Origin of the sequence: Sediminibacillus sp. JSM 1682029, from assembly GCF_041366435.1 — a bacterium.
GTDB lineage: Bacteria > Bacillota > Bacilli > Bacillales > Amphibacillaceae > Sediminibacillus > Sediminibacillus terrae.
Map to the genome: position 1 here is coordinate 217,981 of NZ_JBEWYY010000003.1, position 25,442 is coordinate 243,422.

The following is a 25,442-nucleotide window of genomic DNA, read 5'->3' on the forward strand; positions in this document are numbered from 1 at the left end:
TTTTGATTGATTCTTTAAGGCGGGGTGATTCGATGGGTTTGACAGCGAATGACATTGTCCACTTGCCGGTGATGGAAACCTCGGCAGTAAAAACGGGGAAAGAATTGCTTGATGGGAAGCAAGTCGAATGGGTCTCGGTGATTGAAGGCCCGGTGGAGAATTTTGTCCGTAAAAATGAATTTGTCTTAAGCACCGGCATTGGGTGTGAGGAACACCCGGAAAGGCTCGAGCAATTTGTACTCGACGTTATCAAATCCGGCGCTTCTCTATTGGGAATTGCCACGGGGCGCTATGTATTCAATATACCAGACAGGATTATTTCTCTTGCTGCGGAACACCAGTTTATCATCGTGGAAATGCCATGGGAAGTCCGCTTCGGAGATATCCTGCAAAGTGTATTGCAGGAAATCAACAAGGATAAACAAGGACAAAGAAACCAGGCGGAAGAAGTTCGTAAGCAGCTTATCAGCAGTGTCCTGCACGACAAAGGGCTGACTGATATAACGGATCTTGTGTATCGGCATATCCAAATGCCGGTTGCCGTCCAAAACGAGGCTGGTGATATCCGCTGTCACTCTTGTTTCGATGAGGCGGAAGCTGCGTTGTTTGAAATCGGTGTTTCCAATCAGCAAAGCCGTTTTCCTGCCTCGAACGGTATCGTTGATGACCACCCACTTTATCACTATATGGAGCCGGGTTTTCTTCAGGGCCGCCCTTGCTACCGACTTTCCATCCAGAACAATCATAAAATCCAAGGGTATCTTTTGTTCCAGCCCGAAACAGGCCAACCTTTAACCTGGTTCCTGATGAATGTGCTCGAACATGCACTTACTGCTTTTGCCCTGCATTTCGCCAAAGAAAATGCGGTGGAAATGGCAGAGATCCGTTTAAAGGATACCTATGTGCTCGATTTGGTCAAAAGCGAGCAGCCAACAGGGTCCCAGTCTGCAAAAGCGGGTTTGCTTGGTTACGACTTATCCCTTCCATACACTTGTCTCGTCGGAAAAATATCCTACAAAAACCAAGTCGATTTCCGGAATGACAATCCGGACAACTCTTCGCTCCAAAGCCTCAATTTCAATCTGCAAAAAGAGATCACCAATGCGGGTGCCGTATTGAACAGAAGGACGATGGCGACCTTTGAGGACGGGGAAGTGATCATTTACCTGGAGGACAGTGAAAACCTGTATTATAAAGCGGCCAATCAATTTCTCGACATTGTGGAAAGACGATTGTATGCTTTCTTGCCGATTCTTGCCATTTCCTGGGGAGCAGGTAAACATGACAACGGGATTGCTTGTTTTAAAGAGAGCTATCAGGAGGCAAAAACGGCGCTGGAAATCGGGAGAAAACAACATGGACCTGGTGGCAGGACTTTTTTTGAAGATACGAAAATCAACCGTTTGTTAATGAATTTTGCAGGCGATGAAGCGATCGTGGAAATAGTCAGCCAAACCGTTTCCCCATTAATCGAATACGATAAAAAACGAAAGACCGATTTAATCCGGACTTTTCTCGCTTACAATCAGCATAAGGGCAATGTCAGTCAGACCGCCCGTTCTTTGAACCTACACAGGCAGTCCTTGCTGCACCGCCTGCGCAATATCGAATCCCTGACACAACTTTCGCTTGTTGATCCGGATGATTTGTTCCTGCTGGAGCTGAGTGTACGGCTTTGGATGATGCAAAAAATAGAGTGAACAATGCCTTCCAGGATGGAAGGTTTTTTCATGGGTTAAAAGGGCATTTTGAAATATCATCTCTGTCTCGGGTCAAAGGAATCCACAGTGAAGGAAGAGAAACGGGAAAAAATCCCTTCATCGAGGCGATAAAAACTCAAAATGAAAAGGAAAAAACTTATTTGATCGGAAGGTCTGCCGCTCTTCCAAAAAGTTGTATAACGTCCTGTTCCCCAACATCATACATCCTGCATATCGCAGTCGGCCTCTCCAATTAATTATCATAATAGTGAGAAAATTAATAACTGAAGGAGGGGTGGGATTGCTTCCCTTTGATATTTTGGAGTACCAGAAACGACTGATGGAGACGAAGCAGCAAATGGAAGCACAGGGTATCGAGGTGCTGCTCATTACCGATCCGGCCAATATGAATTACTTATCCGGTTACGATGCCTGGTCATTTTACGTTCACCAAATGGTTGTGATTATACTGGACCAGCCCCAGCCGTTATGGATCGGAAGGCATATGGATGCAGCCGGAGCCAAATCAGGAACATGGCTTTATGATGAAAATGTCATTGACTACCCGGATTATTACGTTCATTCCACCACACATCATCCCATGGCCTTCATTGCGGATATACTGAAACAAATCGGGCAGGGCAACCGCCGCATCGGGGTGGAAATGGATAACTATTATTTTACTGCCAAGGCGTTTTCCCAGCTGGTGAGGCATTTACCGGATGCAGTTTTCCAAGACGCAGACTTGCTGGTCAATCATATCCGGCTGATTAAGTCGGATCAGGAAATCGAATATATGCGCCGTGCGGGAAAAATTGTGGAACAGGCGATGACCAAAGGGATTACAACGGTTAAACCTGGTGGCAGGCAGTGCGACACTGCTGCCGAACTTTATTACCATATGGTAGCAGGTACCGAGCAGTATGGCGGTGATTATCCGGCTATCGTGCCATTTCTTCCGACAGGTGAAAATACGGCCGTCCCTCATCTGACCTGGTCGGATGATCGCTTTCAGGAGGGAGAGACGGTCAGCATAGAAATAGCTGGCTGCTATAAACGATACCACGTACCGTTGGCGAGGACGGTTGCCATTGGTAAGCCAAACGAAAAAATCCTTACAACCGCATCCTATGTGACAGAAGGCCTGAGTGAAGTTCTGCAAAGAATAGCTCCAGGCATGACGTGCGAAGAAGTAAACGGGATATGGAAGCAATCGATACAGCGGCATGGCATCGTGAAAGAAGCAAGGCTCGGTTATTCGGTCGGATTGAACTATCCGCCGGACTGGGGAGAGCATACGGCGAGTCTTCGCAGTGGCGACAAGACGATTTTACAGCCTAATATGACGTTTCATCTGATACCTGCACTGTGGTTGGAACATTTCGGGATAGAAATAAGCGAAACCATCCGGATCACCGAAACCGGCTGTGAGACGTTTACCAACTATCCAAGGGAAGTGATCATACGGGATTCCGTGTTTCTCAATCCTTCAGACGGTAAAATCAGTTAAACTTTAAATCAAAAAAAGGAGGAGTCGTGATGACAGATATCAGGAAAGGGACACAGGCGATATGGGCAGGGGAAAAGGAATCGCTGGCTTTTGGTGCAACGCAAGTTCCTGTCGTTCATAGTGTATCGTTTGGTTACGATGATATGGATGAATGGTACGAGGTGGCGGTTGGCAACAAGCCGGGACATATATACGGCAGGAACACGAATCCGACCGTCCAAGCATTCGAGGAAAAAATCCGCTGTCTGGAAAATGCAGAAGCCGCTACCAGCTTCTCGACCGGCATGGCTGCCATCAGCAATACGTTGGGAACTTTTCTCAGTCCGGGAGACAGAGTTGTGTCCATCAAGGATACGTATGGCGGCACCAATAAAATTTTCACGGAATTCCTTCCCCGTCAGCAAGTCGAGGTGATCCTTTGTGAAACGGGCGACCATGAAGCCATCGAAAAGGAGGTGGCGAAAGGCTGCAAGGTATTGTACTTGGAAACGCCGACCAATCCGACAGTGAAAATAACCGATATTGAAAGAATGGCGACGGCGGGTAAGCAAGCAGGGGCGCTGGTCATTGTTGACAATACGTTCGCCACGCCGATCAACCAGCAGCCGCTGGAGCTTGGAGCGGATTTGGTCATCCATAGTGCGACGAAGTTCCTGGGAGGCCACGCCGATGCACTCGGTGGTGCACTTTGCGGCAGCAAAAAACTTGTCGGCCAAGTGTACCACTATCGGGAAATCAACGGGGCTACGCTCGATCCGATGGCAGCATACCTGCTGCTTCGCGGGATGAAAACGTTGAAGCTGCGCATCGATAGGCAATGTGAAAATGCCATGGCTGTCGCCAAGTATCTGAAAACAAAAGATATTGTAGAGTCTGTTTACTACCCTGGTCTAGAAGACCATCCGGGACATGAAATTGCTTCACGGCAAATGGAACGATACGGGGGAATGCTCAGCTTCGCCGTTAAAGGCGGTGTGGATACCGTACGACACTTGCTGCCAAAATTGAAATACGCCAATCGGGCGGCCAACCTTGGTTCAGTGGAAACGATCGTAGGCCCTTCCAGAACGACTAGTCATGTCGAGTGCACCCCAGAAGAGCGGGCGGCCATGGGGATTCCGGAAGGATTGATCCGCTACTCTGCCGGCATTGAGGATATAGAAGATTTACTGGAAGACCTGGAGCAGGCTTTCCGTTCTATACCCGAAGAGGTATTGGTGAACAGTTGAGGGAGAGGTGGGCAGGAATGCCTGATTATGAGGAGAAACTTAAAGAACGGGCGGCAGGGATAAAGCAGGAACTAATCGAATGGCGGCGTTATTTGCATCAATTTCCGGAACTTAGTTTTCAGGAAGAGAGGACGAGTGCGTTTGTGGCTGCCCGTTTGGAAGAACTGCAAGGAATCGAAATACAAAAAGGAATTGCCGGTTACGAGATTGTGGCCGTATTGAAAAATGGAGCCGGTCCCGTCCTCGCTTTACGTGCTGACATGGATGCATTGCCGATTCAGGAAACAACCGGACTTCCTTTCGCTTCGGCTATTGATGGCGTGATGCATGCATGCGGTCATGACGCACATACGGCAATTTTGCTCGGCGCTGCGCGACTGCTTACGGAAGATTTTCATGCTGGATTGCTTCCCAATGGAACGATCAAATTCCTGTTTCAACCTGCAGAGGAAGATACCGATGACCATGGCTTGACCGGTGCACCTTACTTTCTGGAGGCGGGAGTGCTCGAAGATGTAGAGGGCGCCCTTGCTCTTCATATGTGTCCTTGGCGAAATACAGGGGACCTGCAAGTGAATGCTGGACCGAGCATGGCCAGTGTTGATAACTTTTTCCTGACAATCCAAGGAAATGGCGGGCATGCCGGCTACCCGCACCAGACAATCGACCCGGTGTGGATTGCGACTAGTGTGCTGCAAGGACTATATGGATTGATCAGCCGAAGAATCGATCCGCTCGGAGTTGCCGCCGTTAGTGTAGGAAGTATAAGTGGCGGGACTGCTTTTAATGTCATTCCCGATCAGGTGACGATCAAGGGGACGGTGCGGGCCTATACAGAAAGGATAAGGCGACAGCTTGTCGAGGAGTTGGAGGCCGTTGCCGCTTCTGCACGGCTTTTTGGTGGCTCTTATCAGTTGCATATTGAAAACGGTGAGCCGGCTCTGTCCAATGATGGAAAACTGGTGGAGTTATGGAAGGAAACTGCTCAGACTCTTTTCCCTGATCAAGAAATTTATGAAGCCCCTTATGGCATGGGAGGGGAAGATTTCAGTCACATTGCGAGTGAGTTGCCCAGTGCCATGGCGTTCTTGGGATGCGGATGGAAGGACAAGGAAAACTTTCCTCTTCACAGTCCCAACTTCACCTTGAATGAAGAGGTGCTGCCGCTTGGTGTTGCATTATTAACCGGAGCGACTCACAAATTTTTACAAAGGCAGCTATGAAAAGTGAGGGTCGGGACATAACATACATTCACTTGGAAAAAACATTTATCAGATAGCGGTAGTACTCCGCCTGCTATTTCAGTTCATTTTTCGTTATACGAATAATTACAACAGAAAAACCGAACAAGTTCGAATGCTGGGGGTTTTCGAATGATTGTCCGGTTTTTCTGTTTTGGGTGTGCGCCTTTGTCTTAGTCGTTTTTAATGTTTAGCTGTTCTGGACTCTGCGCAGTAACTCATGCGCTTTATCTCCGGCAAGGGCAGCCAAGTTCTCCCATGTTTCATCCCTTTTCAAATCAAGCTCGACGATCTTTTTTGCTAAGTCCACTGCCTCCTGATCAATCATGGATCGATACTCCTTTTCGCCTGGTATTTTTCTCTGCAGCTTTTCTGGTCAATTGGGAAACAGCTGCAACATCCGCATACTCATCCGCCAGTTCACTGATCGTTTTTTGATAGATGTCCCGGTCATCGATACTGATTAGTCCTTCAACTACCAACTGTTGGATCATTGCCCGCTTTTGTTTGTCGACCGCTTCTCTCAAAAAAGCCATTTCAGCGCTCCTTCGTCGTTAATATATCCTTATTTTAAAAGATGCTGTTCGAACTGACAGCAGTTCGGTGAGAAAACCTTACATGGTTTCTGATCCTCGATAGGTTTTGTGTATTCTTTCCCACTGCCAAGCCATGCTTCATGATTTTCTGTTATCACCGTGATAAGATGAGGAGAAAGACGAGCTAAGGGAGTCTTACTATTGAGCAGACAACAAGATTTTACGGAAGGTAACATAGTGAAACAGATGCTGGCGTTTTCGGCTCCGATCATTTTCACCAACCTGCTGCAGGTTTCGTATCAGTTTACGGACAGTTTGTGGGTGGGAAACTTGCTCGGTGGAAATGCGTTAGGCGCGGTCGCCGTTTCCAGTACGGTCATCTTTACTATCTTATCTTTTATTATCGGAATAAATAATGCCACTCTGACGATTCTGTCCCAGCAAAAAGGAAAAGACAATGAAGAGGGATTGAAGCGTTATCTCAATGCTTTTGTTGTAGTGCTGACGGCCATGGCCATTTTCCTGGGAATCGTAGGTTTCCTTTTCGCCGAGACAATATTGGGTTTGCTCGGCACTCCGGAGGCCATGATGGGAGAAGCAGTCACATACTTGCGGATCAATGCGCTCGGTATCCTTTTCTTATTGGGGTATAACTTCATTGGCACCGTACTGCGAGCGGTTGGAGACAGCCGGACTCCGCTTCGATTCGTCACGATTGCAGTAGTCTTGAATATTTTTTTGGATCCACTGTTGATCAGCGGGTTTGGATTAGGAGTGGATGGGGCTGCTTATGCAACCATTCTGTCCCAGGGAAGCGCTTTTTTATATGGCATTTATTATGTACGTAAGCATCAACTCGTGCCATTCACTGTCCCTAAACTGCCAAAACGGGAAGAAGTACTGTTGATATTGAATCTTGGCGTACCTTCGGGATTGCAGATGTCGGTCATATCTGCTGGAGTGGCGGCGATCATGAGTGTGGTGACATCTCATGGAGAAGCGGTGGTCGCAGGCTTCAGCGCTGCTCAGCGCCTGGACAGTGTCATCATGCTTCCTGCCCAAGCGTTGGGAACGGCTGTCAACAGCATGGCCGGACAAAACATCGGCGTACGCAAATGGGACCGGGTTAGCAAAATTACAACATACGGGCTGTTGTATAACTTGGGAATCATGCTTCTGTTGGCCCTGTTGCTGGTGATAATGGCTGAAGTCGCTATCAAATTGTTTATTCAGGAGCCAGGACCGGTGCAATTCGGCAGTCACTATTTACGCATCGTTGCTTTCTTTTATCCTTTTTTGGGAATCAATTTTATCCTGAATGGAACGGTACGTGCAGCAGGGGCCATGTATCAGGTGCTTATCCTGAATATTATCTCTTTCTGGGTGTTGCGTTATCCGCTGACCTACTTATGTTCGGAACTACTAGGGGAAACCGGTATCGCCTTTGGAATGGGTATAAGTTTCGTTATCAGCAGCTTGTTTGCTTTCCTTTATTACCGCTATGGAAAATGGCGGGAGAAAAAACTGTTCCAGAATAAGGATGACAGTCAAAAGACGAGGGGGAATAGGGATGAAAATTGAGCAATCGCAATTTACAGAACGAGACATGAGCAAGCTGGTCAAGGGAGCGGTAGTTCCACGTCCGATTGCCTGGGTGTCGACAATCAATGAGGAAGGCATCCCCAATTTGGCACCTTTCAGCTTTTTCACCGTGGCTTCCATGGACCCGATCACCCTTTGTTATTCTGTCGGTGGATCAGGAAGAGTAAAGGACACGCTGGAAAATGTCCGGGCTACAAAAGCATTTGTCGTCAACATTGTCAATGAACAGCTTGCCAATCAAATGAACGAAACAAGCAAAGCACATCCTCCTGAAACGGACGAATTCTCGATAACCGGCCTTGCAGCCGTTCCGGGTGAGAAGGTAAGTCCTCCGCGCGTTGCAGCTGCTCCTGTTCAAATGGAATGTGAGCTCGATCGTATCATCGATATCGGAAGCAACAGTCTCGTGCTGGGCAGGCTGGTTTGTTTCCATATCCAGGATGAAGTATATATGGAAAAAGATAAAGTGGATCCGGAAGCATTAAAGGTGATTGGGCGTATGGCGGGTGATTATACGCATATCGATGATTTCTTTATGCTTCCCGGACGGAAGGGCGCTTCTCGTGATTCACATGAAACAACATGAAGATGCCGTTCACAATGTGAAGAAAAAAACGTAATATGCAAACAGAAAAAAGAAACCCAGGTCCCTTCATGGCACCTGGGTTTTCATTACTGATCATTTGCGGTTGTCGGCAAAAACCGCCATGGCATCCCGCATGAATATGGCAAGGCCCGGTCCGAACCGGTCGATGTTTTTCGTGAACCGCTCATCGTCGACATACATTTGGCCCAGCCCCTTGAAGGCATCGGGCGAATAGCTGCCCATCCTGTTCAACAAATGGAACCAGTCTCCAATAGCAGTCTGTGCTTCATCTGATGCAGGGTCTTGGTGGCGTAAGCCGGCAAGGCACCGGTAAATCTTATTCATTTCTTCACCCAGAGCCTGCTGCTCTTCTTTCGTCATGTTTCCGATTTTTTGCTTCGAGTCATCGACGGCCTTATTTCCCCATCGATCCCGTGCTTCTTGCTCATAAGGGTTTTGGCTGAAATCAAACCCGGCAAACTTTTCTTCATTCGTCATTTCAATCTCTCCTTTTGCTGATTGAATTGTCTGTGCGACCAATGCAATCATGTTATCGAGCCGGCGCCTTTTTTCCAGCAGCATGCTATGCTGGGTTTCCAGGGCTTCTTGGCGGTTGAAGGAAGGGGCGTTTACTATTTCACTGATCCGCTTTAAAGAAAATCCGAGTTCCTTATAAAAGAGAATTTGTTGGAGCTGCTCTAAATCCTTGTCGGAATAGATTCTGTACCCTCCGGAAGATATGTCAGATGGAGGCAGCAATCCGATTTCATCATAATGATGGAGTGTGCGCACACTGATTCCGACTAGATCGGCGACTTGTTTTACTGTCATTCCCATGGTTTAAAACCTCCCTTCCTTTGTAACGATAAGCTATCACGTAACGTGAGAGTCAACCGGTTTTTTAATTTTTTGATCAAAAAGCCATAAAGGGCTGGTAAAGGTAAAAGGAGATTTTTAGAAAGTGGGGTTCCAAAAATATCCATCTGCGGAGTAAAGAAATCCACTGAAATTACAAGACTTAAAGACGATGGGTATATTACAGTACAAAAGTTTATTGACCTCTATTACGAGGTCTCTTTTTATGCACTCCGCAACATCTCAACCGTTGTGTAGTTAGACATTTGACACTCTGAAATAGGCATTTGTTCTACTCGTTTATCAAATGCTAAATTCTTTCCTATTTCAAGCCAACCAGTAAGGAATCAAAATTTCACTGCTGTCTTTTTCTTTTTGGCGTCTTTGTGATTGTCTTCACTAAAAGTAACGATGCAATAAAAGAAAACCAGCTACTGATCCAAGCAGGATTAGTGGCTTTTTATGTGGAAGTAAAGGTAAGCACAAAATCGGAGGAAGTTATGGGATATATTATGGATTTAAGGAAAATAGTGGGTAGTCGCCCTTTAATTATGACTGGTGCCTGTGTAATTCTTGTAAATAAAAATGGTGAGTTATTATTACAACTTCGTAAGGACAATCATTGTTGGGGATTAGCTGGAGGCTCGTTAGAGATTGGAGAAACGTTAGAAGAAGTAGCAAAAAGGGAATTATTTGAAGAGACTGGTTTGACAGCAAATCAATTAATTTTATTCAAAGTCTTTTCAGGACAAGATTTTTACTATAAATATCCTCATGGAGATGAAGTATATAATGTGGTGACAGCTTACATATGCAGGGACTATGAGGGAGGATTAAGAAGAGAAGAAAATGAAGTTCAAGAATTAAAGTTTTTTAATTTGACTGAACTTCCTTCTAATATTAGTCCGCCTGATTTACCAATAATAAATGCATATAAACATAAGACTTGCTAATCGTTCATCACGTACCTTTTATGGATTCAGGAAAACTAGGCAAGAATAAGGTTTTTTCTACTGTGCTAATGGAGGTGTTTCTGGAATACAGACTTCCTGTAAAAACTTTAAAAGTCCATTCTCAAATTAAATCGGGAATCGATTTAAAGTCTTTCTGTATGATTTTTAATCGTTGAAACTATTTCTTCAAACGTGAATTTATGATTAACCACATCAACTATGAAATCTTGTTCTTCTTCAATTCCCATCGTCCAAAGATGATGGTTTATTTTCAGGAAAACAATTAATGAAGCTAAAGCCGTTCGTTTATTCGCATTATGAAAAGCGTGTTTTTTTGCAATTGATTCGAAAAGTGCAGCTGCTTTTTCATAAATTGTAGGATAAGCGTCACTACCAAACACTGATTGTTTAGGACGATTTAAAGCTGAGTCAAGTAATTTTGGATCTTTAACTCCAGTTGGCTCAGCAGGGGAATATAGTCGAATTTGAACGGTATTAATAGCGATAACTTGATTTGTCGTTAAATAAATGACTTCACACATCATCTATCTACTAACCCTTTAAATGCCTTGTCATGCTCTTTTATGACGTCATTTAAAACATCCATGAATTCAGCATCAACGCCTTCAGGAAGTGTTATCTGTTCTTTTTTTCTCAACACAATTTTTCCATCTTTAACTTCAACTTGGATATCATCTCCCTGGGCTAAACCAACTTGTTTAAGTAATTCAGTGGGGAGGGTAATGCCAAGACTATTTCCAATCTTAGTAACTTTTCTATCGAATTGTTCCAAAAGATCACATCCTTGTTATAATTGTTATAACTATTATAACACATAAAAGCGTGTTAGAAAAAATATGATAATATGTGAATTGGTAGTTGGCGATGATTATAAAAAGGGGATTATATGGATATAAAAAAACTTCGTTATTTAATTGCTTTGATATCTTATCCAGTAATCATATGAAGCTTTGAGTCACTCTGATCAGGTACCAGGATGCCGAAAATGACATTCTTTATTCCCGGCTATGGAAAAGCAGTCCGTTGTCATTGTTTTTCGTCAGTATTTGCTCTTATAATACCAATATAAGCTGATTACGGAGAAGATGGATATGGATGTAAAATCAACACCGCCAAGTATTACGAGTGTCTGCCTGCTGGCAGGGAAAATCATGCTGCAAAGCGGGGCAGAAACACACCGCGTCGAGGATACCATGCAGCGGATTGCTGCTTCATTCGGAAAGACTGCCTCTCAAAGCTATGTAACTCCCACAGGCATTATCTTTTCAATAGACGGAACGGACCCGACCAATTTCATGCGGATTTCTGAACGCTCGACGGACTTGCATAAAATAGCCATTGTCAACAGTATATCGCGGCAGGTTACAAACGGCGAGCTTTCCATGGCGGAAGCAAATGATCAGCTGAAACAAACCGATTTGGACAGTTATAGCTTTTCGCTCTTCTTCCAAGTGATTGCAGCGGCACTGGTAAGCGGCTGCTTTGCAATCATGTTTGATGGGAGCTGGCTTGATTTTGTACCGGCGATGTTGGCCGGTGCTGCCGGCTATTTGGCAATGGAAAGATTTCATGATTGGGTGGAAATCCGCTTTTTTGCTGAGTTTCTGGCATCTGTGATTATCGGTCTGTTGTCCCTTCTGTTTATTCACCTCCAGCTTGGCGCTGAAATGGATAAAATAATCATTGGGGCTGTCATGCCGCTGGTACCAGGTTTATTGATCACCAACGCTGTCCGCGATTTGATGGCCGGGCATCTCGTTGCCGGCTTATCCAAAGGTGCAGAGGCGCTGCTGACAGCATGTGCCATCGGTGCTGGGATCGCTGTCGGAATTTCATTTGTTTGATAGAAAGGTTTGGATGGTATGGGAGAACAGCTGATCACCAGCTTTATAGCAGCCGCCGGCTTCGGCGTGCTTTTCAACGCACCACGCAAAGCATTGATACAATGCGGATTGGTCGGGATGCTTGGCTGGGTACTGTATTATGGATTGGCATCCGAGGGGACCGATGCAGTCCCGGCAACACTAGCAGGTGCATTTTTGGTCGGCGGGTTAAGCCAAGTATGTGCAAAATATTATAAAACACCTGTAATCATTTTCAACGTTTCTGGCATCATTCCGCTGGTACCAGGTGGACTGGCTTATGACGCCATGCGCAATCTCGTGGAGAATGACTATAATGCAGGGGTCCAACTGGCTGCAAAAGCGGGATTGATTTCAGGAGCGATTGCCATTGGGCTTGTGTTTTCTGAAGTAATCAACCAGGTGATAAAAAAAGCAGGCAGGAAACGGAAGGCGAAGTAGAAGGAAATATGATCCGAAAGAGGAGGAAATGAAATGTTACATAAGCAGTTGCAAGCATTTCCAGATGGGTTTTTATGGGGAGCTGCTTCGGCAGCCTATCAAATCGAAGGGGCATGGAACGAAGAAGGTAAATCTCCATCGATATGGGACGAGTTCGTCCGGATACCTGGCAAAACATATAAGGGTACCAATGGTGATGTGGCAGTAGACCATTATCATCGCTGGCGGGAAGATGTCCGATTAATGGCGGAGATGGGCTTGAAATCTTATCGTTTCTCCGTTTCCTGGCCACGGGTCATAAAGGACGGAAACGGGGAAGTAAACGAGCAGGGTCTCGATTTTTATGATCAGCTGGTCGATGAACTGCTCAAACACGACATTGAACCGATCGTCACGTTGTATCACTGGGATTTGCCGCAGGCGCTCCAGGAACAATACGGCGGATGGGAATCACGACAGGTGATTGATGACTTCTACCGATACAGTGTCACGTTGTTCAAGCGGCTTGGTGATCGGGTAAAGTATTGGGTCAGTCTCAATGAGCAAAATGTTTTCATCAGTTTGGGTTATCAGCTCGCCTTGCATCCCCCCGGCGTCCAGGATCGGAAGCGGATGTATCAGGCAAACCATCATGCCAGTCTTGCCAATGCCAAGGTGATTTCCGACTTCCATAAATATGTGCCGAACGGCAAGATAGGACCGAGTTTCGCGTACAGCCCTGCCTATGCGTATTCTTCCAAACCGGAGGATGTGTTGGCAGCTGAGAATGCCGAGGAGTTCTTAAGCCACTGGTGGATGGATGTGTACGCTTGGGGGAAATACCCTAAGGCAGCATGGGACTATTTGGAGCGGAACGGATTGGCCCCTGAAATGGAAGACGGCGATTTGGAACTGCTGGCACAAGGAAAGCCCGACTTCATGGGGGTCAATTATTACCGGACGACTACATATGAACACAATCCTCTGGAAGGGGGAGTTGGTTCCGGTGGAATGAACACGTCAGGAAAAAAGGGCACGACACCGGAAACAGGTATTCCTGGATTGTACAAAACCAAGAAAAATCCGAACCTGGAAGCGACTAATTGGGATTGGGAGATCGATCCTGTCGGCCTGCGGATCGGTATGCGCCGGATTACAAGCCGGTACGGACTTCCGATTTTGATAAGCGAAAACGGACTGGGTGAGTTCGATCAATTAGAGGATAATGACGTCATCAAGGATGATTATCGGATAGACTATATAAAAAGTCATTTGCAGCAGTGTCAGCAGGCGATAACGGACGGGGTGGATTTGCTCGGATACTGTGTCTGGTCGTTCACCGATTTGCTGAGCTGGCTGAACGGCTATCAGAAACGGTACGGCTTTGTTTATGTCAATCGCGACGAAGAAGGGGAAAAAGATTTACGACGGATCAGGAAAAACAGCTTTTTCTGGTACCAGCAAGTGATTTCTGAAAATGGTGGCACAATCAATAAGGAATAAAACTGTAAAGGGATCTGAAAAAGGTCCCTTTTCTTATGTAGGGGGTAGAATGGTGGAATTCTTTGGAGTCCTTATCCCGATTTTTGGAGTGTTCGCTCTTGGTTTCATCGGGCAGAAAGTATGGAAGTTCGAGTTAAAGCCTGTTTCGACCATTGCCATTTATCTAATGTCGCCTTTTTTGGCTTTCCGGACGTTTTATCAGAATGAAATCACGCTTGATTATGTTTATTTGAGCATTTATTTAGTCGTGTTATGTGCGGTATCCATTGTGATTTGTTATCTTCTTGCTTGGCTCAATCGTTGGGATAAAAACACGACCAGTGGCTTTATCCTTGCTTCTGCGTTTATGAATAACGGGAATTACGGAGCGCCGTTGATATTGCTTCTTTTCGGGGAGGAAGGTTTTCATTACGCGGTAATTTTGATGGTTTTGCAGCAGTTGATCATGTGTACGGCAGGCATTTACTATGCTGCCAAGGGCAGTGATCAGGGCGGACAGTCATTTTCCCCTTTGAAGGAAGTGGTCAAAGTACCGATTGTCTATGGCGCGATATTGGGGCTGCTGTTGAATGGATTGCAAATCGGAATCGGAGACCAAGTGATGTCGGCAGTCAGCATGGTGGCCGATGCAACAATTCCGACTGTAATGATTGTTTTGGGGATGCAGCTTGCCAGTATTTCCTTGAAACAATTGGATTATCGAAAGTTGGGTGCTTCACTGTCGATCAAACTGCTTCTTGCCCCGGTCATAGCGTTCGCGATTGCATTTTTTTTACCGGTCGACGATATGGTCAAAGCGATCATGATATTGACCGCCGCTACTCCGACGGCAGCGAACACCACGATTTATGCCCTGCAATTCCAAACAAAACCTGGATTCGTATCAAGCGCTACGCTGCTCAGTACATTGCTGAGCATCATCACGATTCCATTGTTAATGTTTCTTGTTCTTTAACTGCACAACAGGAACGTTTCTCTTTGTTAAAAACTAACAGCCGTGAAACTACAGCTTCTGTTTACACTAATGACAACAACTCGTGATGAATGGAGGCGGAATAGTGGCTTACGATTGTATCATTATCGGTGGCGGAATCGCCGGGCTGCAGGCGGCTATCCAGTTGGGCCGTTACCGTGACAATGTTCTGGTTATCGATGCCGCAGACGGCCGGTCCAGTATTTGCCGCTGTTATCATAATATTCTTGGCTGGCCAGAAGGGATAAGCGGTGCCACCTTGCGCCGTACCGGTCGGCTACAGGCCGAAGAACTCGGAGTAAACTTTATTGAAGAAACCGTAGAGCAGGTCAACAAGCAGGACCAGTTATTTTCTGTTGCTACTAGTAACAGTAATCACGAAACAAAGACGATTTTGATTGCAACGGGGATTAAGGACCATTTGCCGGAACTTGAACAATTGCCGCCTTGTCTCGGTATTAGCGTTTATATTTGCCCTGATTGCGACGGGTATGAAGTGCTGGATAAAAAGGTGGTTGTCATTGGCTCCGGCAATGCGGCGGCAGGAATGGCGCTCGCATTGACCAATTGGACCAGCCAAATCCAGTTGATCAATCATGGACGACAGCCGATTGAAGAGGAGATGCAAAGCAAACTTGATTCCCGAGGTATTAAACCGATTGACCAATCGATTGTTGAATTGAAGGCCGATGGGGATCAAATCAGAGGCGTGAAGCTCGAGGACGGCAGCAATCTGGAAACGAATCATGCCTTTGTAGCAATGGGCGGTAATGAAGTACGATCCCAGCTCGCCGAGCAGTTGGGCGTCGAATTATACAAAAACAAGCACATTCTTGTAGACCCCAGAACCAAGATGACGAATGTCGAAAACGTCTTTGCTGCCGGAGATATCGTCGCCCACTCGGAACAAGTGACCATCGCCATGGGTGACGGCATGCAAGCAGCCATTTGGATTCATAAGAAAATAAAGCAACAGCATTGAAAAATAGGCTGTCCCGCAAGTAAAAAACGTAATGGGGCAGCCTGCTTTATAGGATCTATTAAAGTGTAGTGTTGGTATATCCTTAAGTAATAAGGGAAATCGCATCGATAACTCCTTGTTTCCAATGAAGCAAGCTTTCAACGTTTTTTTATATAACCGCTTTCCTTATACGGTCTTCTGTTATTTTCCAATGCGAGGCGTTGCATACAATTTGTTGTTTATTTATCAGAAGAATTTGAGGTGATTTATGAGGAATGTTTGTATCATTTGCAATCTGATGTGATAATCTTCTGCTTTCGATAACCTTTACCATATAGCAATCTATTTTATCTTCACCAGATGTTTGAAAAAAAGCCTTTACATGCTTGAAGGCTCTTGCACTAATCATACAAGAAGTACTATGTTTAAAGACTAATATTGGTGAATTCATCGAACTTTCCCATGTATCTTTCCATTCTTCCGGTGTTGTCAGTTCATTGACAGTCCCCATCTGCACCCTCCCCGAAAATATATCAAATCCTACCTTTAGTGTTGATTCCGTTTGTCTACCATAGAACCAATTGTTAATCCTAACACAATGCCGATTGCTATACTTATCGCTACTTGATCAATGGCCACTCCGACGCTAGTACCAATCCCAACGCCAAGGATAATTCCTAGTCCACGAAACTTTGGTTTTCCCATATTATTATTCCTCTCCATTTGTTTGAATGAGGCAACCTGAAAAATTTTTAATCTATTCCTATACGATTATTTAATGCTGAAAGTTTCAAGTATTTACTACTTTTCAGCTTTACCTATCGGTTTACACCTCCCTAAGCCAACGGAACAAAATGTAAGCGCATAATCATTTCCGTTGTGCAACGGAAAAACAATGTGTGTTCATGAAAGCGGTTGTAACCTACAATGAAAGCAGATACAAAATAACAGCATCTGAGGAGGAATTATAGATGAAACATATATTACTCGCATGTTCAGCAGGAATGTCCACCAGCTTATTGGTTTCGAAAATGAAAGAGGCGGCAGAGGCAAAAGGCATCGAAGCTGAAATTTGGGCTGTCGCACAAGATAAAGCACCGAAAGAAATGGAGCGTGCCGATGTACTGTTGATCGGACCGCAAATGCGTTTTATGAAAAAGAAATTTTCCAAAACAGCAGAGGAAGTTGGCATTCCGCTTGATGTCATCGACCCGGTATCTTATGGCAGAGTCGATGGCGCGGCTGTTTTGAATAAAGCTTTAGAACTAATGGGTGAATGATAGTTTAACAGAATAAAACAGGCCCGTTCAAACCAGCGTGGCAAAGTACGTTGGATACGGCGGGCCGTTTTGGAAAAAAGGGGAGAATAAACGTGAACAAATTCATGGAGGTTTTAGAAAACATTCTGATGCCGATAGCGGACAAATTAAACAACAACCGCTATTTGACCGCATTGCGTAACGGCTTTATGGTTGCTTTGCCATTCATCATCTTCGGTTCCATTTTTGTCGTAATCGCCAATTTTCCTTTCCTTGATCAGTGGATCAGTGAAAGTGCATACGAAGCATACCAGGCGGCTTTAGGCCCTGCATCTGCTTCCACCTTGAGCATTATGGGGTTGTTCGTCATTATCGGCATTGGCTATAAGCTGACAGAGCATTATGGAGGCGAATCGATTTATGGCGGTGCGGTTGCCCTGGCTTCATTCTTGATTCTTACACCGCAAGTCATCGATTTCGAAACGGCAAATAAAACTGTCGAGCAAGTCGGCGGGGTCATCCCGACTGCAAGCTTGGGAGCGGAAGGGATGTTCCTTGGTATTTTCACCGCTTTCTTTGCGGCTGAACTGTACCGTTTCTTTGTAGAAAAAGATTGGACGATCAAAATGCCTGCAGGTGTACCGGACGCAGTATCCCGTTCCTTCAGTGCCCTTATTCCAATTACGTTGACATTGTCTATATTCCTGGTTGTCAGAATCATTTTCAGCTACACACCATTCGATACCGTACAAAACTTCATCTATACCTTGATCCAAGAACCACTTACAGCACTTGGAAGCGGACTGCCGGCTACATTGATTGCAGTATTGCTGATTCAATTGTTCTGGTTCTTCGGTCTTCATGGTCAGATTATCGTCAACTCTGTATTTGACCCAATCTGGTATGCTTTGAACAACCAAAACCTGGATGCTTTCAATGCCGGGCAGGAACTTCCGAACATTGTCACCAAGCAGTTCATTGATACCTTCATCGTCGGAATCGGCGGATCGGGTATGACTTTGGCGGTTATCATCGGTATCTTCCTGATCGGGCGAAGTCGTCAATTGAAAGAATTGGGTAAATTGGGAGCACCGGCAGGAATATTTAATGTAAACGAACCGGTGATATTCGGTCTTCCGATCATCATGAATCCGTTGGTCATCATTCCTTGGTTGATCGCGCCTGTTATCGTTACGTTCATCACTTATTTTGCGATGGCTTCTGGTATGGTTCCTTATCCGAATGGTGTCATCGTGCCATGGACAACGCCAACCGTGCTGAGTGGATTCTTGGCGACAGGCAACAGCTGGCAGGGCGGGGCCTTGCAATTGGTCAACATCGCTGTGGTGTTTGTCATCTGGTGGCCGTTCCTGAAAATCATGGATAAACAATATTATGAAAATGAAAATTCTGCGGAAGAGCAGCGGAATGAAACGGTAAATATGTAACTAACTTGAGACTCGAAGGTGGAATAACCGATGGATAACTTAACAGAAATTGCTTTTCAAATCATCTTGTACGCTGGGAATGGCAAGTCGAGTGCCATGGAAGCAATCCAGGAGGCAAAAGAAGGAAATTTTGCTGAAGCCGACCGTCTCATCGAAGAAGCAGGCGAGGAGCTTGGCAAAGCGCACGGTTATCAAACAAAATTGCTTCAAGAAGAAGCAAGCGGGGAGGGGGCTTCTGTGAATGTGATTCTCGTGCATTCACAGGACCACCTGATGACCTCGATGACCGTCAGAGATTTAGCCGTGGAAATCATCGAAATATATCGACACAAGTAACTGGAGGTAATAGCTATGTCTGTTCAATACAAATTTCCGGAAGGATTCTGGTGGGGAAGCGCTACCTCTGCCACGCAAATCGAAGGAGCTGCCAAGGAAGGCGGGAAAGGCCGAAACATTTGGGACGAATGGTATGATCAAGAGCCGAACCGTTTTTTTGAAGGAGTAGGACCACAGACCACTTCTGATTTCTATCATCGCTATAAAGAAGATGTCCAGCTGATGAAGCAAATCGGCCATAATACGTTTCGTCTATCGATTTCCTGGTCCCGTCTTATCCCCGGAGGTCGCGGAGAAGTGAATCAAGAGGCAGTCACCTTTTATAATAATGTAATCGATGAATTGATTGCCAACGACATTGAGCCGTTTGTCAATTTGTATCACTTCGACATGCCCCTTGAACTGCAAAACGAGGGCGGTTGGGAAAGCAGGGGCGTCGTGGAGGCTTATGCCGAATATGCCAAGCATGCTTTCCGATTGTTTGGCGACAGAGTAAGCAAGTGGTTTACGTTCAACGAGCCAATCGTTCCGGTTGAGGGCGGATATCTGTATGATTTCCACTACCCGAACGTAGTCGATGCCAAGCGGGCTGCTCAGGTTGGGTACCATACGATGGTGGCGCACGCCAAGGCAGTCGAGGCGTTCCGCACATTTGATATCAAAGAGGGAAAAATAGGTATCATCTTGAATCTGACTCCTTCTTACCCGAGAAGCCAGAACCCGGCTGACTTAAGGGCATCCCGTATTGCTGATTTGTTCTTCAACCGCAGTTTCTTAGATCCGTCTGTTTTAGGGGAATATCCACAAGAATTGATCGATATCCTAGAGGAACATGGCCAGCTGCCTGTGACAGAACAAGGCGATAAACAATTGATCAAAAACAACACAGTGGATCTGCTTGGTGTTAACTATTATCAGCCTCGCCGTGTCAAAGCGAAAGAAACCCTGCCTAACCCTTACAGTCCGTTCATGCCGGAATGGTTCTTTGATCATTACGAGATGCCGGGCCGGAAAATGAACAAATATCGCGGCTGGGAGATTTACGAAAAAGGTATTTACGATATCATGATGAATCTGAAAGAAAACTATGGCAACATCGAATCCTTCATATCTGAAAACGGAATGGGTGTCCAGGACGAGGATCGCTTTATCGAAAACGGCCAAATCCAGGATGATTATCGAATCGAATTTATTAAAGGTCATCTAGAATGGCTTCATAAAGCAATCGAAGAAGGGGCCAATACAAAAGGGTATCATTTATGGTCATTCATGGATAATTGGTCCTGGATGAATGCTTATAAGAATAGATATGGATTCTTTTCCGTAGATATAGAAACAAAAGAAAGAACACCGAAGAAAAGTGCTGATTGGATCAAACAAGTTGCAGAAAATAATGGCTTTTAACCTTGCTGCGACTGATTAGGGGAGGCGCAGCGGGAACCGATTGATTGTAATCATTCCGCTGCGTCTTTTTTTCCATCCTTTTTTTGCGGATTTGACTAAGAGCAATGACGATAACAGTGGAGAGGCGTGAAAATAATGACTGGTATCAAAGTGGTGACTATCGGTGGGGGATCAAGCTACACACCTGAGTTGGTAGAAGGGTTTATCAAACGGTATAACGAGCTTCCGATAAGGGAACTGTGGCTCGTCGATATTCCGGAAGGTAAAGATAAGCTGGAAACCGTAGGAGCACTTGCCAAACGAATGGTGAAAAAAGCGGGTGTCCCGATGGAAATCAAGCTTTCCTATGACCGCAAGGAAGCGCTGCCTGGAGCAGATTTTGTTACGACGCAAATTCGGGTGGGATTGTTGGAGGCACGTGCCAAAGACGAAAAAATCCCTCTGAAATATGATGTCATCGGACAGGAGACCAATGGTCCTGGTGGTTTGTTTAAAGGTTTGCGAACAATCCCTGTGATACTGGACATATGCAAGGATATAGAGGCGTTATGCCCTGATGCCTGGCTAATTAACTTTTCCAATCCAGCCGGGATGGTGACAGAAGCTGTCTTGCGTTATACCGACATCAAAAAAACGGTCGGGCTTTGCAATGTGCCGATCGGAATGCGGATGAGCGTGGCGGAGATGCTGGAAGTCGAACCCGATAGAGTACACATTGATTTTGCCGGTTTGAACCATATGGTTTTCGGACTCCGCGTTTACTTGGACGGTGAAGAAGTTACCAGCCAGGTATTGGATAAACTGACAAGCGGGGAGAGCATGACGATGAAAAACATCGTCGATCTCGGCTGGGAGCCGGAATTCATCCGGGCATTGAAAGTCCTTCCATGTCCGTATCATCGTTATTATTATCAAACAGATAAAATGCTGAACCAGGAGAAAAAAGAAGCAAACGAAGCGGGCTCGCGCGCAGAGGTTGTCCAGCAGTTGGAAAAGGAATTGTTTGAACTGTACAGCGACCCAGAATTGGCGATCAAACCTCCTCAGCTTGAAGAGCGGGGAGGAGCTTATTACAGTGATGCTGCCTGTAGCCTGATCGACTCGATTTACAACAACAGGGGGGATATCCAGCCGGTCAATACGAGAAACAACGGAGCAATTTCCGGCATCCCTGCAGAATCGGCTGTCGAAGTCAATTGTGTGATCACCAAGGATGGACCGAAACCGATTCAGGTAGGAGAATTACCTGTCCCTGTACAGGGACTTGTCCAGCAAATCAAATCGTTTGAGCGGACAGCGGCTGAAGCAGCTGTGACTGGTGATTATCGTACAGCACTGCTTGCCATGACGATCAACCCGCTTGTCCCATCCGACACGGTTGCCAAACAGATTCTCGATGAAATGCTGGAAGCGCATAAAGCACACTTGCCACAATTTTTTGAAACAGTAGTATAATAAAAGAACAGTACCTCGCAACCAATCGTGGATTGGGAAAAATCCTTTCAGTTGGAAAAGGTTCTGATGCCATCAGAACCTTTTTTCCGCGTGAAGGAACGAGTCAGCCCTCGATGAAAGGAGGCGTTTAGATGAACTCCCGGACCATCACCATACTGCGTGAATTAATGGCAGCCCGTTCGCCATTGACAAGTGACTACTTGGCCAGCATCAATCAAGTGACATCCAGGACGACAAGGGAGGATGTCAAACAGCTCGACGCCACACTCTTCCATAACGGAGCAGAAATCGAATCGATTCGCGGAACTGGATATAAGCTCTACATCAAGGATGACCAACGATTTCGCAAGTTTCTTCAGGAGGTTTTGGAAGAGGAAACAGGTGAAGGCACGCTCCTTCCTGATCTTCCGGAGGAACGGATCGCTTACCTGATCAGAAGGCTGCTGCTAACAGATCATTACTTGAAGCTGGATGACTTGGCAGATGAAATGCACATCAGCAAGTCTACGATTCAAAATGATTTAAAGAATGCAAAAAAAATATTGGCTAACTATGATATCCATTTGGAAAGCCGTCCGAATTATGGCTTGAAAGCCACCGGCAGTGAGTTGAAACTGCGCTTTTGTATGGCGGAGTATATTTTTGACCGTAGCGAAGAGGCCGGGCAAAATCTGTTGAATGACCAGCTGACATCCCTGGCGAAGGAAGACTTGACGGTTATTTGGAAAATCATCATGAATCAAATCAAGGAAAACGGACTGACCCTGTCCGATATTGCCATCAACAATTTATTTATCCATTTGGCAATCGCTTATCAACGGATAAAAAATGGATACCATGTCTCGTTGTACAATAAAGATTTGGATGACATTCTCGACAAAAAGGAATACCAGGTCGCCAAGAAAATCGTCGGGCGGGTCGAGGAAAGCTTTCAAGTCGCTTTTCCGCAGCCAGAGGTTGCCTATATAGCCATTCATTTACTAGGGACAAAAATGCTGTATCAGACCGGTATGGAAATCGATCAGGTGATGGAGGATGATATCTATCAAGTGGTGATGAGCATCCTCGACCGAATCGAAGAAAAACTGGCACTTGGCATCAAGCAAGACCAAGAGCTGATCATCAGCCTGGGCCTTCATTTGAAGCCGGCCATCAATCGCTATAAATACGGAATGAATATTCGGAACCCAATGTTGGAGGACATCAAGAGCAATTACCCGTTGGCCTTTGAAGCCGGTCTTATTGCTGGTCTTGTGCTCGAAGAATACACCGATGCCAAAATCGACGAGAATGAAATCGGTTACTTGGCGTTGCATATTGGGGCGGCCATCGAGAGGCAAAAACTGAAAACAGGACCGAAGCGGTGCCTGGTTGTTTGTGCCTCCGGGATGGGCAGTGCACAGTTACTGTTTTATAAGCTCAAATCACAATTCGGAGAAAAGCTGGACGTTGTCGGGACGACTGAGTACTACAGGTTGAATCAGGCATCTTTTCAAGACATTGATTTTATCGTAAGCTCGATTCCGATTTCTGAGCAACTTCCGGTGCCGGTCATCGAAGTGAACACCATTCTCGGAGACGCCGATTTGAAGAAGATCGAGACATTTGTAGCCGATCCGAAACATAGTATCGCCGATTACTTTAAGCAGGACTTGGTGTTTTTACAAAAGGATTTCACTTCGAAACAGGAGGTCCTGGAGTTTTTCGCCGACACTTTGACAGAAAAAAAACTGGTGGACGGGACCTTCCTTGCGGCAGTGGAAGAGAGGGAAGCTGTGGCTCCTACAGCATTCGGAAATTTGGTGGCCGTTCCTCATCCCATTACCCCGCAGTCGAATCAAACATTCTTGGCGTTTTGTACTTTGAATCGGGCGATTGACTGGAGCGGGAAACGCGTGCAATTTGTCTGCCTGCTCAGTGTGGAAAAGGACAGCACAGCCGACTTGCAGTCCATGTATGACTTGCTCGGCAGAGTAATCGATGACCCGGCAATCGTGCAAAAACTGGTGAAAGCCCGGGATTATAAAGCATTTATTGATGTTCTCCCTAAATAATTGGAAAAGCATTCAGAAAGCTTGAATGCTTTTTCTTTGTTGTATAGGAAATGAAAATGTAATCGACTGGATAATTATTGGCTGAAACAGCTACGTCCAGCTCCAGCGCCTACCCCCTCGAGGTCTTAAGCCCACCCTCTGTGTTGCAATAAGCGCCACGGCGAGGCTGTTCTTAAGCTTGTCGGAGGCCCACAGGATATAGGTCATGCAGGCGTTGCCACAGGACGTGGCGGCTTTAGCCTGTGCTCCTTTAAACAGACGATTGCGCTTTTGTTCCATGAATCCTTTATAATAAAAATATCATTACCGAAATTTTTTGAAAGCGGGGAAAAAAGATGAAGCTGGTCAGCTATACCTATAAAAACAAGCTTGGAGAGCCACGCATGGGCGCAGTCCATGGTGATCGTATTATTGATCTCCAGGAATCCCATAGGCAGTTCCTTCTGTCAAAAAGTGAAGAAGCGGATGCACTGTTGCTGCCATCCGATCCGACTGATTTCTATCACTTGGGCCGGAAAGGCATCCGTCAGGCGCAGAAGGCTTATGCATATGCAGTGGAGCAGCAAGTGACAACTGCGGAAGTGGAGCGAGCTGTCGTGAAGCTCGAGCTTCCAGTGCCTAATCCGGGAAAAATCATTTGCATCGGCACCAATTATGCAGACCACGTAAAAGAAATGAATAGTACTATCCCGCAACACCCGGTGCTGTTTGCCAAATTTGCCAACTCCCTGATCGGTCCGGAAGACAGTATCGAAAAGTCTCCGGCCACAGAAAAACTTGATTATGAGGTCGAACTTGCTCTGGTGATCGGGAAGCGTGCAAAAGGGGTTTCCAGAGAAGATGCGAATCAATACATTGCGGGATATACAATCGGCAATGACATCTCAGCTCGTGATTTACAGAAACGGACGCCGCAGTGGCTTCAGGGAAAGACACTCGATAGAAGTACACCGATTGGTCCTTGGATTGTAACAGCGGATGAAATCGAGGACCCGGGAAAACTGGCAGTGAAATCTTACGTCAATGGCGAGCTGCGACAATCTTCCAGTACAAGCGAGCTGATTTTCGATGTTCCTTACCTCGTCTCCTTCCTCTCGGAACTAATGACACTGGAACCGGGCGATATTATTTTGACAGGCACCCCGCACGGAGTCGGTTTTGCGATGGACCCGCCGCAGTTTTTGAAAGCTGGAGACCGGGTTACGATGGAAATCGAAAATATTGGGACGTTGGAAAACGCTGTTATCGATCAGGATGCATAAACATCGTGAGCAAGGGAATAGGGAAGAAAGAAAAAACGAACGATTATTCAGTGTAACTCTCCACTCCGTCAAGATACTTCACTATCAGCGGGGAGGCGCCGACTCGCACTCATCCCGCTGAAGTCTGGTATCTTGACACAGCGGTCAGAAACGGAAGAATGAAAGGAAATCCATCCAGGCAAAACCATTTTCCTTCGTTGTTTTTCCTTTGCGGTGATCAATTGAATGATAGAATTCGATTATTCCATCGCTGCTACGTCATCTCTAAGTCT

Annotated in this window: 26 protein-coding genes; 19 read left to right on the top strand and 7 right to left on the bottom strand. The window is 45.9% G+C overall.

The window, feature by feature from the left end; all coding sequences use genetic code 11:
• Nucleotides 1–32 precede the first annotated feature (32 nt).
• From ABVF09_RS07330 to ABVF09_RS07345, 4 genes are all read left to right on the top strand, one after another.
• Complete coding sequence (locus ABVF09_RS07330; protein ID WP_153463862.1) at nt 33–1,700, top strand: PucR family transcriptional regulator; 1,668 nt, start codon at nt 33–35, stop codon at nt 1,698–1,700.
• 340 nt (nt 1,701–2,040) lie between these two features.
• Nucleotides 2,041–3,210, top strand: a complete 1,170-nt coding sequence (locus tag ABVF09_RS07335; protein WP_051382175.1) for a M24 family metallopeptidase — start codon at nt 2,041–2,043, stop codon at nt 3,208–3,210.
• Nucleotides 3,211–3,239: 29 nt separating this feature from the next.
• Nucleotides 3,240–4,439, top strand: a complete 1,200-nt coding sequence (locus tag ABVF09_RS07340) for a cystathionine gamma-synthase family protein (RefSeq protein WP_153463859.1) — start codon at nt 3,240–3,242, stop codon at nt 4,437–4,439.
• A 17-nt stretch (nt 4,440–4,456) separates the two neighbouring features.
• Nucleotides 4,457–5,662 (top strand): M20 metallopeptidase family protein, encoded by a 1,206-nt coding sequence (locus ABVF09_RS07345; RefSeq protein ID WP_371068892.1) that lies wholly within the window; start codon nt 4,457–4,459, stop codon nt 5,660–5,662.
• Between the two features lie 208 nt (nt 5,663–5,870).
• On the opposite strand, the gene ABVF09_RS07350 is transcribed toward ABVF09_RS07345, so the two are convergent.
• Together ABVF09_RS07350 and ABVF09_RS07355 are read right to left on the bottom strand one after the other, a co-directional pair.
• Entirely contained in the window at nt 5,871–6,008 is a 138-nt protein-coding gene (locus tag ABVF09_RS07350) for a hypothetical protein (RefSeq protein ID WP_162832893.1), read from the bottom strand.
• Nucleotides 6,001–6,216, bottom strand: a complete 216-nt coding sequence (locus ABVF09_RS07355) for a Fur-regulated basic protein FbpA (protein ID WP_035426385.1) — start codon at nt 6,214–6,216, stop codon at nt 6,001–6,003. Before ABVF09_RS07355 ends, ABVF09_RS07350 begins: the two co-directional genes overlap by 8 nt.
• A 201-nt stretch (nt 6,217–6,417) precedes the next feature.
• Between ABVF09_RS07355 and ABVF09_RS07360 the strand changes: the two genes are divergently transcribed.
• On the top strand, nt 6,418–7,797 hold the full coding sequence (locus tag ABVF09_RS07360; protein WP_371068893.1) for an MATE family efflux transporter: 1,380 nt from the start codon (nt 6,418–6,420) through the stop codon (nt 7,795–7,797).
• On the top strand, nt 7,787–8,404 hold the full coding sequence (locus ABVF09_RS07365) for a flavin reductase family protein (protein ID WP_371068894.1): 618 nt from the start codon (nt 7,787–7,789) through the stop codon (nt 8,402–8,404). The genes ABVF09_RS07360 and ABVF09_RS07365 overlap by 11 nt, the downstream gene beginning before the upstream one ends.
• Nucleotides 8,405–8,497: 93 nt before the next feature.
• Here the strand turns inward: ABVF09_RS07365 and ABVF09_RS07370 are convergent, their stop codons facing one another.
• Entirely contained in the window at nt 8,498–9,241 is a 744-nt protein-coding gene (locus tag ABVF09_RS07370) for a MerR family transcriptional regulator (protein ID WP_153463851.1), read from the bottom strand.
• Nucleotides 9,242–9,759: 518 nt separating this feature from the next.
• On the opposite strand from ABVF09_RS07370, the gene ABVF09_RS07375 reads away from it, so the two are divergent.
• Nucleotides 9,760–10,212, top strand: a complete 453-nt coding sequence (locus ABVF09_RS07375) for an NUDIX hydrolase (RefSeq protein WP_371068954.1) — start codon at nt 9,760–9,762, stop codon at nt 10,210–10,212.
• Between the two features lie 143 nt (nt 10,213–10,355).
• Here ABVF09_RS07375 and ABVF09_RS07380 read toward each other — a convergent pair whose 3' ends face one another.
• A complete protein-coding gene (locus ABVF09_RS07380; protein WP_371068895.1) occupies nt 10,356–10,757 on the bottom strand; it encodes a type II toxin-antitoxin system death-on-curing family toxin in 402 nt (133 codons plus the stop codon).
• Entirely contained in the window at nt 10,754–11,005 is a 252-nt protein-coding gene (locus ABVF09_RS07385; RefSeq protein WP_026568776.1) for an AbrB/MazE/SpoVT family DNA-binding domain-containing protein, read from the bottom strand. Before ABVF09_RS07385 ends, ABVF09_RS07380 begins: the two co-directional genes overlap by 4 nt.
• A gap of 319 nt (nt 11,006–11,324) precedes the next feature.
• Here ABVF09_RS07385 and ABVF09_RS07390 point away from each other — a divergent pair, with 319 nt between their 5' ends.
• The 5 genes from ABVF09_RS07390 to ABVF09_RS07410 all read left to right on the top strand — a co-directional run bounded on the left by ABVF09_RS07390 (nt 11,325) and on the right by ABVF09_RS07410 (nt 15,973).
• Nucleotides 11,325–12,077 (top strand): threonine/serine exporter family protein, encoded by a 753-nt coding sequence (locus ABVF09_RS07390; RefSeq protein WP_026568775.1) that lies wholly within the window; start codon nt 11,325–11,327, stop codon nt 12,075–12,077.
• Nucleotides 12,078–12,095: 18 nt separating this feature from the next.
• On the top strand, nt 12,096–12,536 hold the full coding sequence (locus tag ABVF09_RS07395; protein ID WP_026568774.1) for a threonine/serine exporter family protein: 441 nt from the start codon (nt 12,096–12,098) through the stop codon (nt 12,534–12,536).
• A 33-nt stretch (nt 12,537–12,569) separates the two neighbouring features.
• Nucleotides 12,570–14,018 (top strand): glycoside hydrolase family 1 protein, encoded by a 1,449-nt coding sequence (locus ABVF09_RS07400; protein ID WP_371068896.1) that lies wholly within the window; start codon nt 12,570–12,572, stop codon nt 14,016–14,018.
• A 52-nt stretch (nt 14,019–14,070) separates the two neighbouring features.
• A complete protein-coding gene (locus ABVF09_RS07405) occupies nt 14,071–14,973 on the top strand; it encodes an AEC family transporter (protein ID WP_026568772.1) in 903 nt (300 codons plus the stop codon).
• A gap of 103 nt (nt 14,974–15,076) precedes the next feature.
• Nucleotides 15,077–15,973, top strand: a complete 897-nt coding sequence (locus tag ABVF09_RS07410) for an NAD(P)/FAD-dependent oxidoreductase (RefSeq protein ID WP_371068897.1) — start codon at nt 15,077–15,079, stop codon at nt 15,971–15,973.
• 148 nt (nt 15,974–16,121) lie between these two features.
• Here ABVF09_RS07410 and ytxJ read toward each other — a convergent pair whose 3' ends face one another.
• Both ytxJ and ABVF09_RS19785 read right to left on the bottom strand, forming a co-directional pair.
• Entirely contained in the window at nt 16,122–16,463 is a 342-nt protein-coding gene (gene ytxJ, locus ABVF09_RS07415; protein WP_371068898.1) for a bacillithiol system redox-active protein YtxJ, read from the bottom strand.
• 35 nt (nt 16,464–16,498) lie between these two features.
• Nucleotides 16,499–16,675 carry a glycine zipper domain-containing protein gene (locus ABVF09_RS19785; RefSeq protein ID WP_483314319.1) on the bottom strand — a complete coding sequence of 59 codons (177 nt, stop codon included), beginning with the start codon at nt 16,673–16,675 and terminating at the stop codon, nt 16,499–16,501.
• Between the two features lie 248 nt (nt 16,676–16,923).
• Between ABVF09_RS19785 and ABVF09_RS07420 the strand changes: the two genes are divergently transcribed.
• From ABVF09_RS07420 to ABVF09_RS07450, 7 genes are all read left to right on the top strand, one after another.
• Nucleotides 16,924–17,232, top strand: coding sequence for a PTS sugar transporter subunit IIB (locus ABVF09_RS07420; protein WP_026568769.1), 309 nt, complete (start codon nt 16,924–16,926; stop codon nt 17,230–17,232).
• Nucleotides 17,233–17,324: 92 nt separating this feature from the next.
• Entirely contained in the window at nt 17,325–18,659 is a 1,335-nt protein-coding gene (gene celB / locus ABVF09_RS07425) for a PTS cellobiose transporter subunit IIC (protein WP_026568768.1), read from the top strand.
• Nucleotides 18,660–18,689: 30 nt separating this feature from the next.
• A complete protein-coding gene (locus ABVF09_RS07430; protein WP_026568767.1) occupies nt 18,690–18,995 on the top strand; it encodes a PTS sugar transporter subunit IIA in 306 nt (101 codons plus the stop codon).
• A 15-nt stretch (nt 18,996–19,010) separates the two neighbouring features.
• Complete coding sequence (locus tag ABVF09_RS07435) at nt 19,011–20,399, top strand: glycoside hydrolase family 1 protein (protein ID WP_026568766.1); 1,389 nt, start codon at nt 19,011–19,013, stop codon at nt 20,397–20,399.
• A 135-nt stretch (nt 20,400–20,534) separates the two neighbouring features.
• A complete protein-coding gene (locus ABVF09_RS07440; protein WP_371068899.1) occupies nt 20,535–21,854 on the top strand; it encodes a 6-phospho-beta-glucosidase in 1,320 nt (439 codons plus the stop codon).
• 131 nt (nt 21,855–21,985) lie between these two features.
• On the top strand, nt 21,986–23,908 hold the full coding sequence (locus tag ABVF09_RS07445; protein WP_371068900.1) for a BglG family transcription antiterminator: 1,923 nt from the start codon (nt 21,986–21,988) through the stop codon (nt 23,906–23,908).
• A 335-nt stretch (nt 23,909–24,243) separates the two neighbouring features.
• A complete protein-coding gene (locus ABVF09_RS07450; RefSeq protein WP_371068901.1) occupies nt 24,244–25,170 on the top strand; it encodes a fumarylacetoacetate hydrolase family protein in 927 nt (308 codons plus the stop codon).
• The last annotated feature ends 272 nt before the right edge of the window (nt 25,171–25,442 follow it).

Bases quoted from the DNA above. Each gene is read 5' to 3' on its own strand.
- ABVF09_RS07370 (WP_153463851.1), bottom strand. From the start codon at position 9,241: ATGGGAATGACAGTAAAACAAGTCGCCGATCTAGTCGGAATCAGTGTG.
- ABVF09_RS19785 (WP_483314319.1), bottom strand. From the start codon at position 16,675: ATGGAGAGGAATAATAATATGGGAAAACCAAAGTTTCGTGGACTAGGA.
- ABVF09_RS07375 (WP_371068954.1), top strand. From the start codon at position 9,760: ATGGGATATATTATGGATTTAAGGAAAATAGTGGGTAGTCGCCCTTTA.
- ABVF09_RS07440 (WP_371068899.1), top strand. From the start codon at position 20,535: ATGACTGGTATCAAAGTGGTGACTATCGGTGGGGGATCAAGCTACACA.
- ABVF09_RS07400 (WP_371068896.1), top strand. From the start codon at position 12,570: ATGTTACATAAGCAGTTGCAAGCATTTCCAGATGGGTTTTTATGGGGA.
- ABVF09_RS07430 (WP_026568767.1), top strand. From the start codon at position 18,690: ATGGATAACTTAACAGAAATTGCTTTTCAAATCATCTTGTACGCTGGG.
- ABVF09_RS07365 (WP_371068894.1), top strand. From the start codon at position 7,787: ATGAAAATTGAGCAATCGCAATTTACAGAACGAGACATGAGCAAGCTG.
- ABVF09_RS07335 (WP_051382175.1), top strand. From the start codon at position 2,041: ATGGAGACGAAGCAGCAAATGGAAGCACAGGGTATCGAGGTGCTGCTC.
- ABVF09_RS07355 (WP_035426385.1), bottom strand. From the start codon at position 6,216: ATGGCTTTTTTGAGAGAAGCGGTCGACAAACAAAAGCGGGCAATGATC.
- ABVF09_RS07445 (WP_371068900.1), top strand. From the start codon at position 21,986: ATGAACTCCCGGACCATCACCATACTGCGTGAATTAATGGCAGCCCGT.
- ABVF09_RS07420 (WP_026568769.1), top strand. From the start codon at position 16,924: ATGAAACATATATTACTCGCATGTTCAGCAGGAATGTCCACCAGCTTA.
- ABVF09_RS07435 (WP_026568766.1), top strand. From the start codon at position 19,011: ATGTCTGTTCAATACAAATTTCCGGAAGGATTCTGGTGGGGAAGCGCT.
- ABVF09_RS07450 (WP_371068901.1), top strand. From the start codon at position 24,244: ATGAAGCTGGTCAGCTATACCTATAAAAACAAGCTTGGAGAGCCACGC.
- ABVF09_RS07330 (WP_153463862.1), top strand. From the start codon at position 33: ATGGGTTTGACAGCGAATGACATTGTCCACTTGCCGGTGATGGAAACC.
- ABVF09_RS07380 (WP_371068895.1), bottom strand. From the start codon at position 10,757: ATGATGTGTGAAGTCATTTATTTAACGACAAATCAAGTTATCGCTATT.
- ABVF09_RS07350 (WP_162832893.1), bottom strand. From the start codon at position 6,008: ATGATTGATCAGGAGGCAGTGGACTTAGCAAAAAAGATCGTCGAGCTT.
- ABVF09_RS07340 (WP_153463859.1), top strand. From the start codon at position 3,240: ATGACAGATATCAGGAAAGGGACACAGGCGATATGGGCAGGGGAAAAG.
- ABVF09_RS07345 (WP_371068892.1), top strand. From the start codon at position 4,457: ATGCCTGATTATGAGGAGAAACTTAAAGAACGGGCGGCAGGGATAAAG.
- ABVF09_RS07395 (WP_026568774.1), top strand. From the start codon at position 12,096: ATGGGAGAACAGCTGATCACCAGCTTTATAGCAGCCGCCGGCTTCGGC.
- ABVF09_RS07390 (WP_026568775.1), top strand. From the start codon at position 11,325: ATGGATGTAAAATCAACACCGCCAAGTATTACGAGTGTCTGCCTGCTG.
- ytxJ (WP_371068898.1), bottom strand. From the start codon at position 16,463: ATGGGGACTGTCAATGAACTGACAACACCGGAAGAATGGAAAGATACA.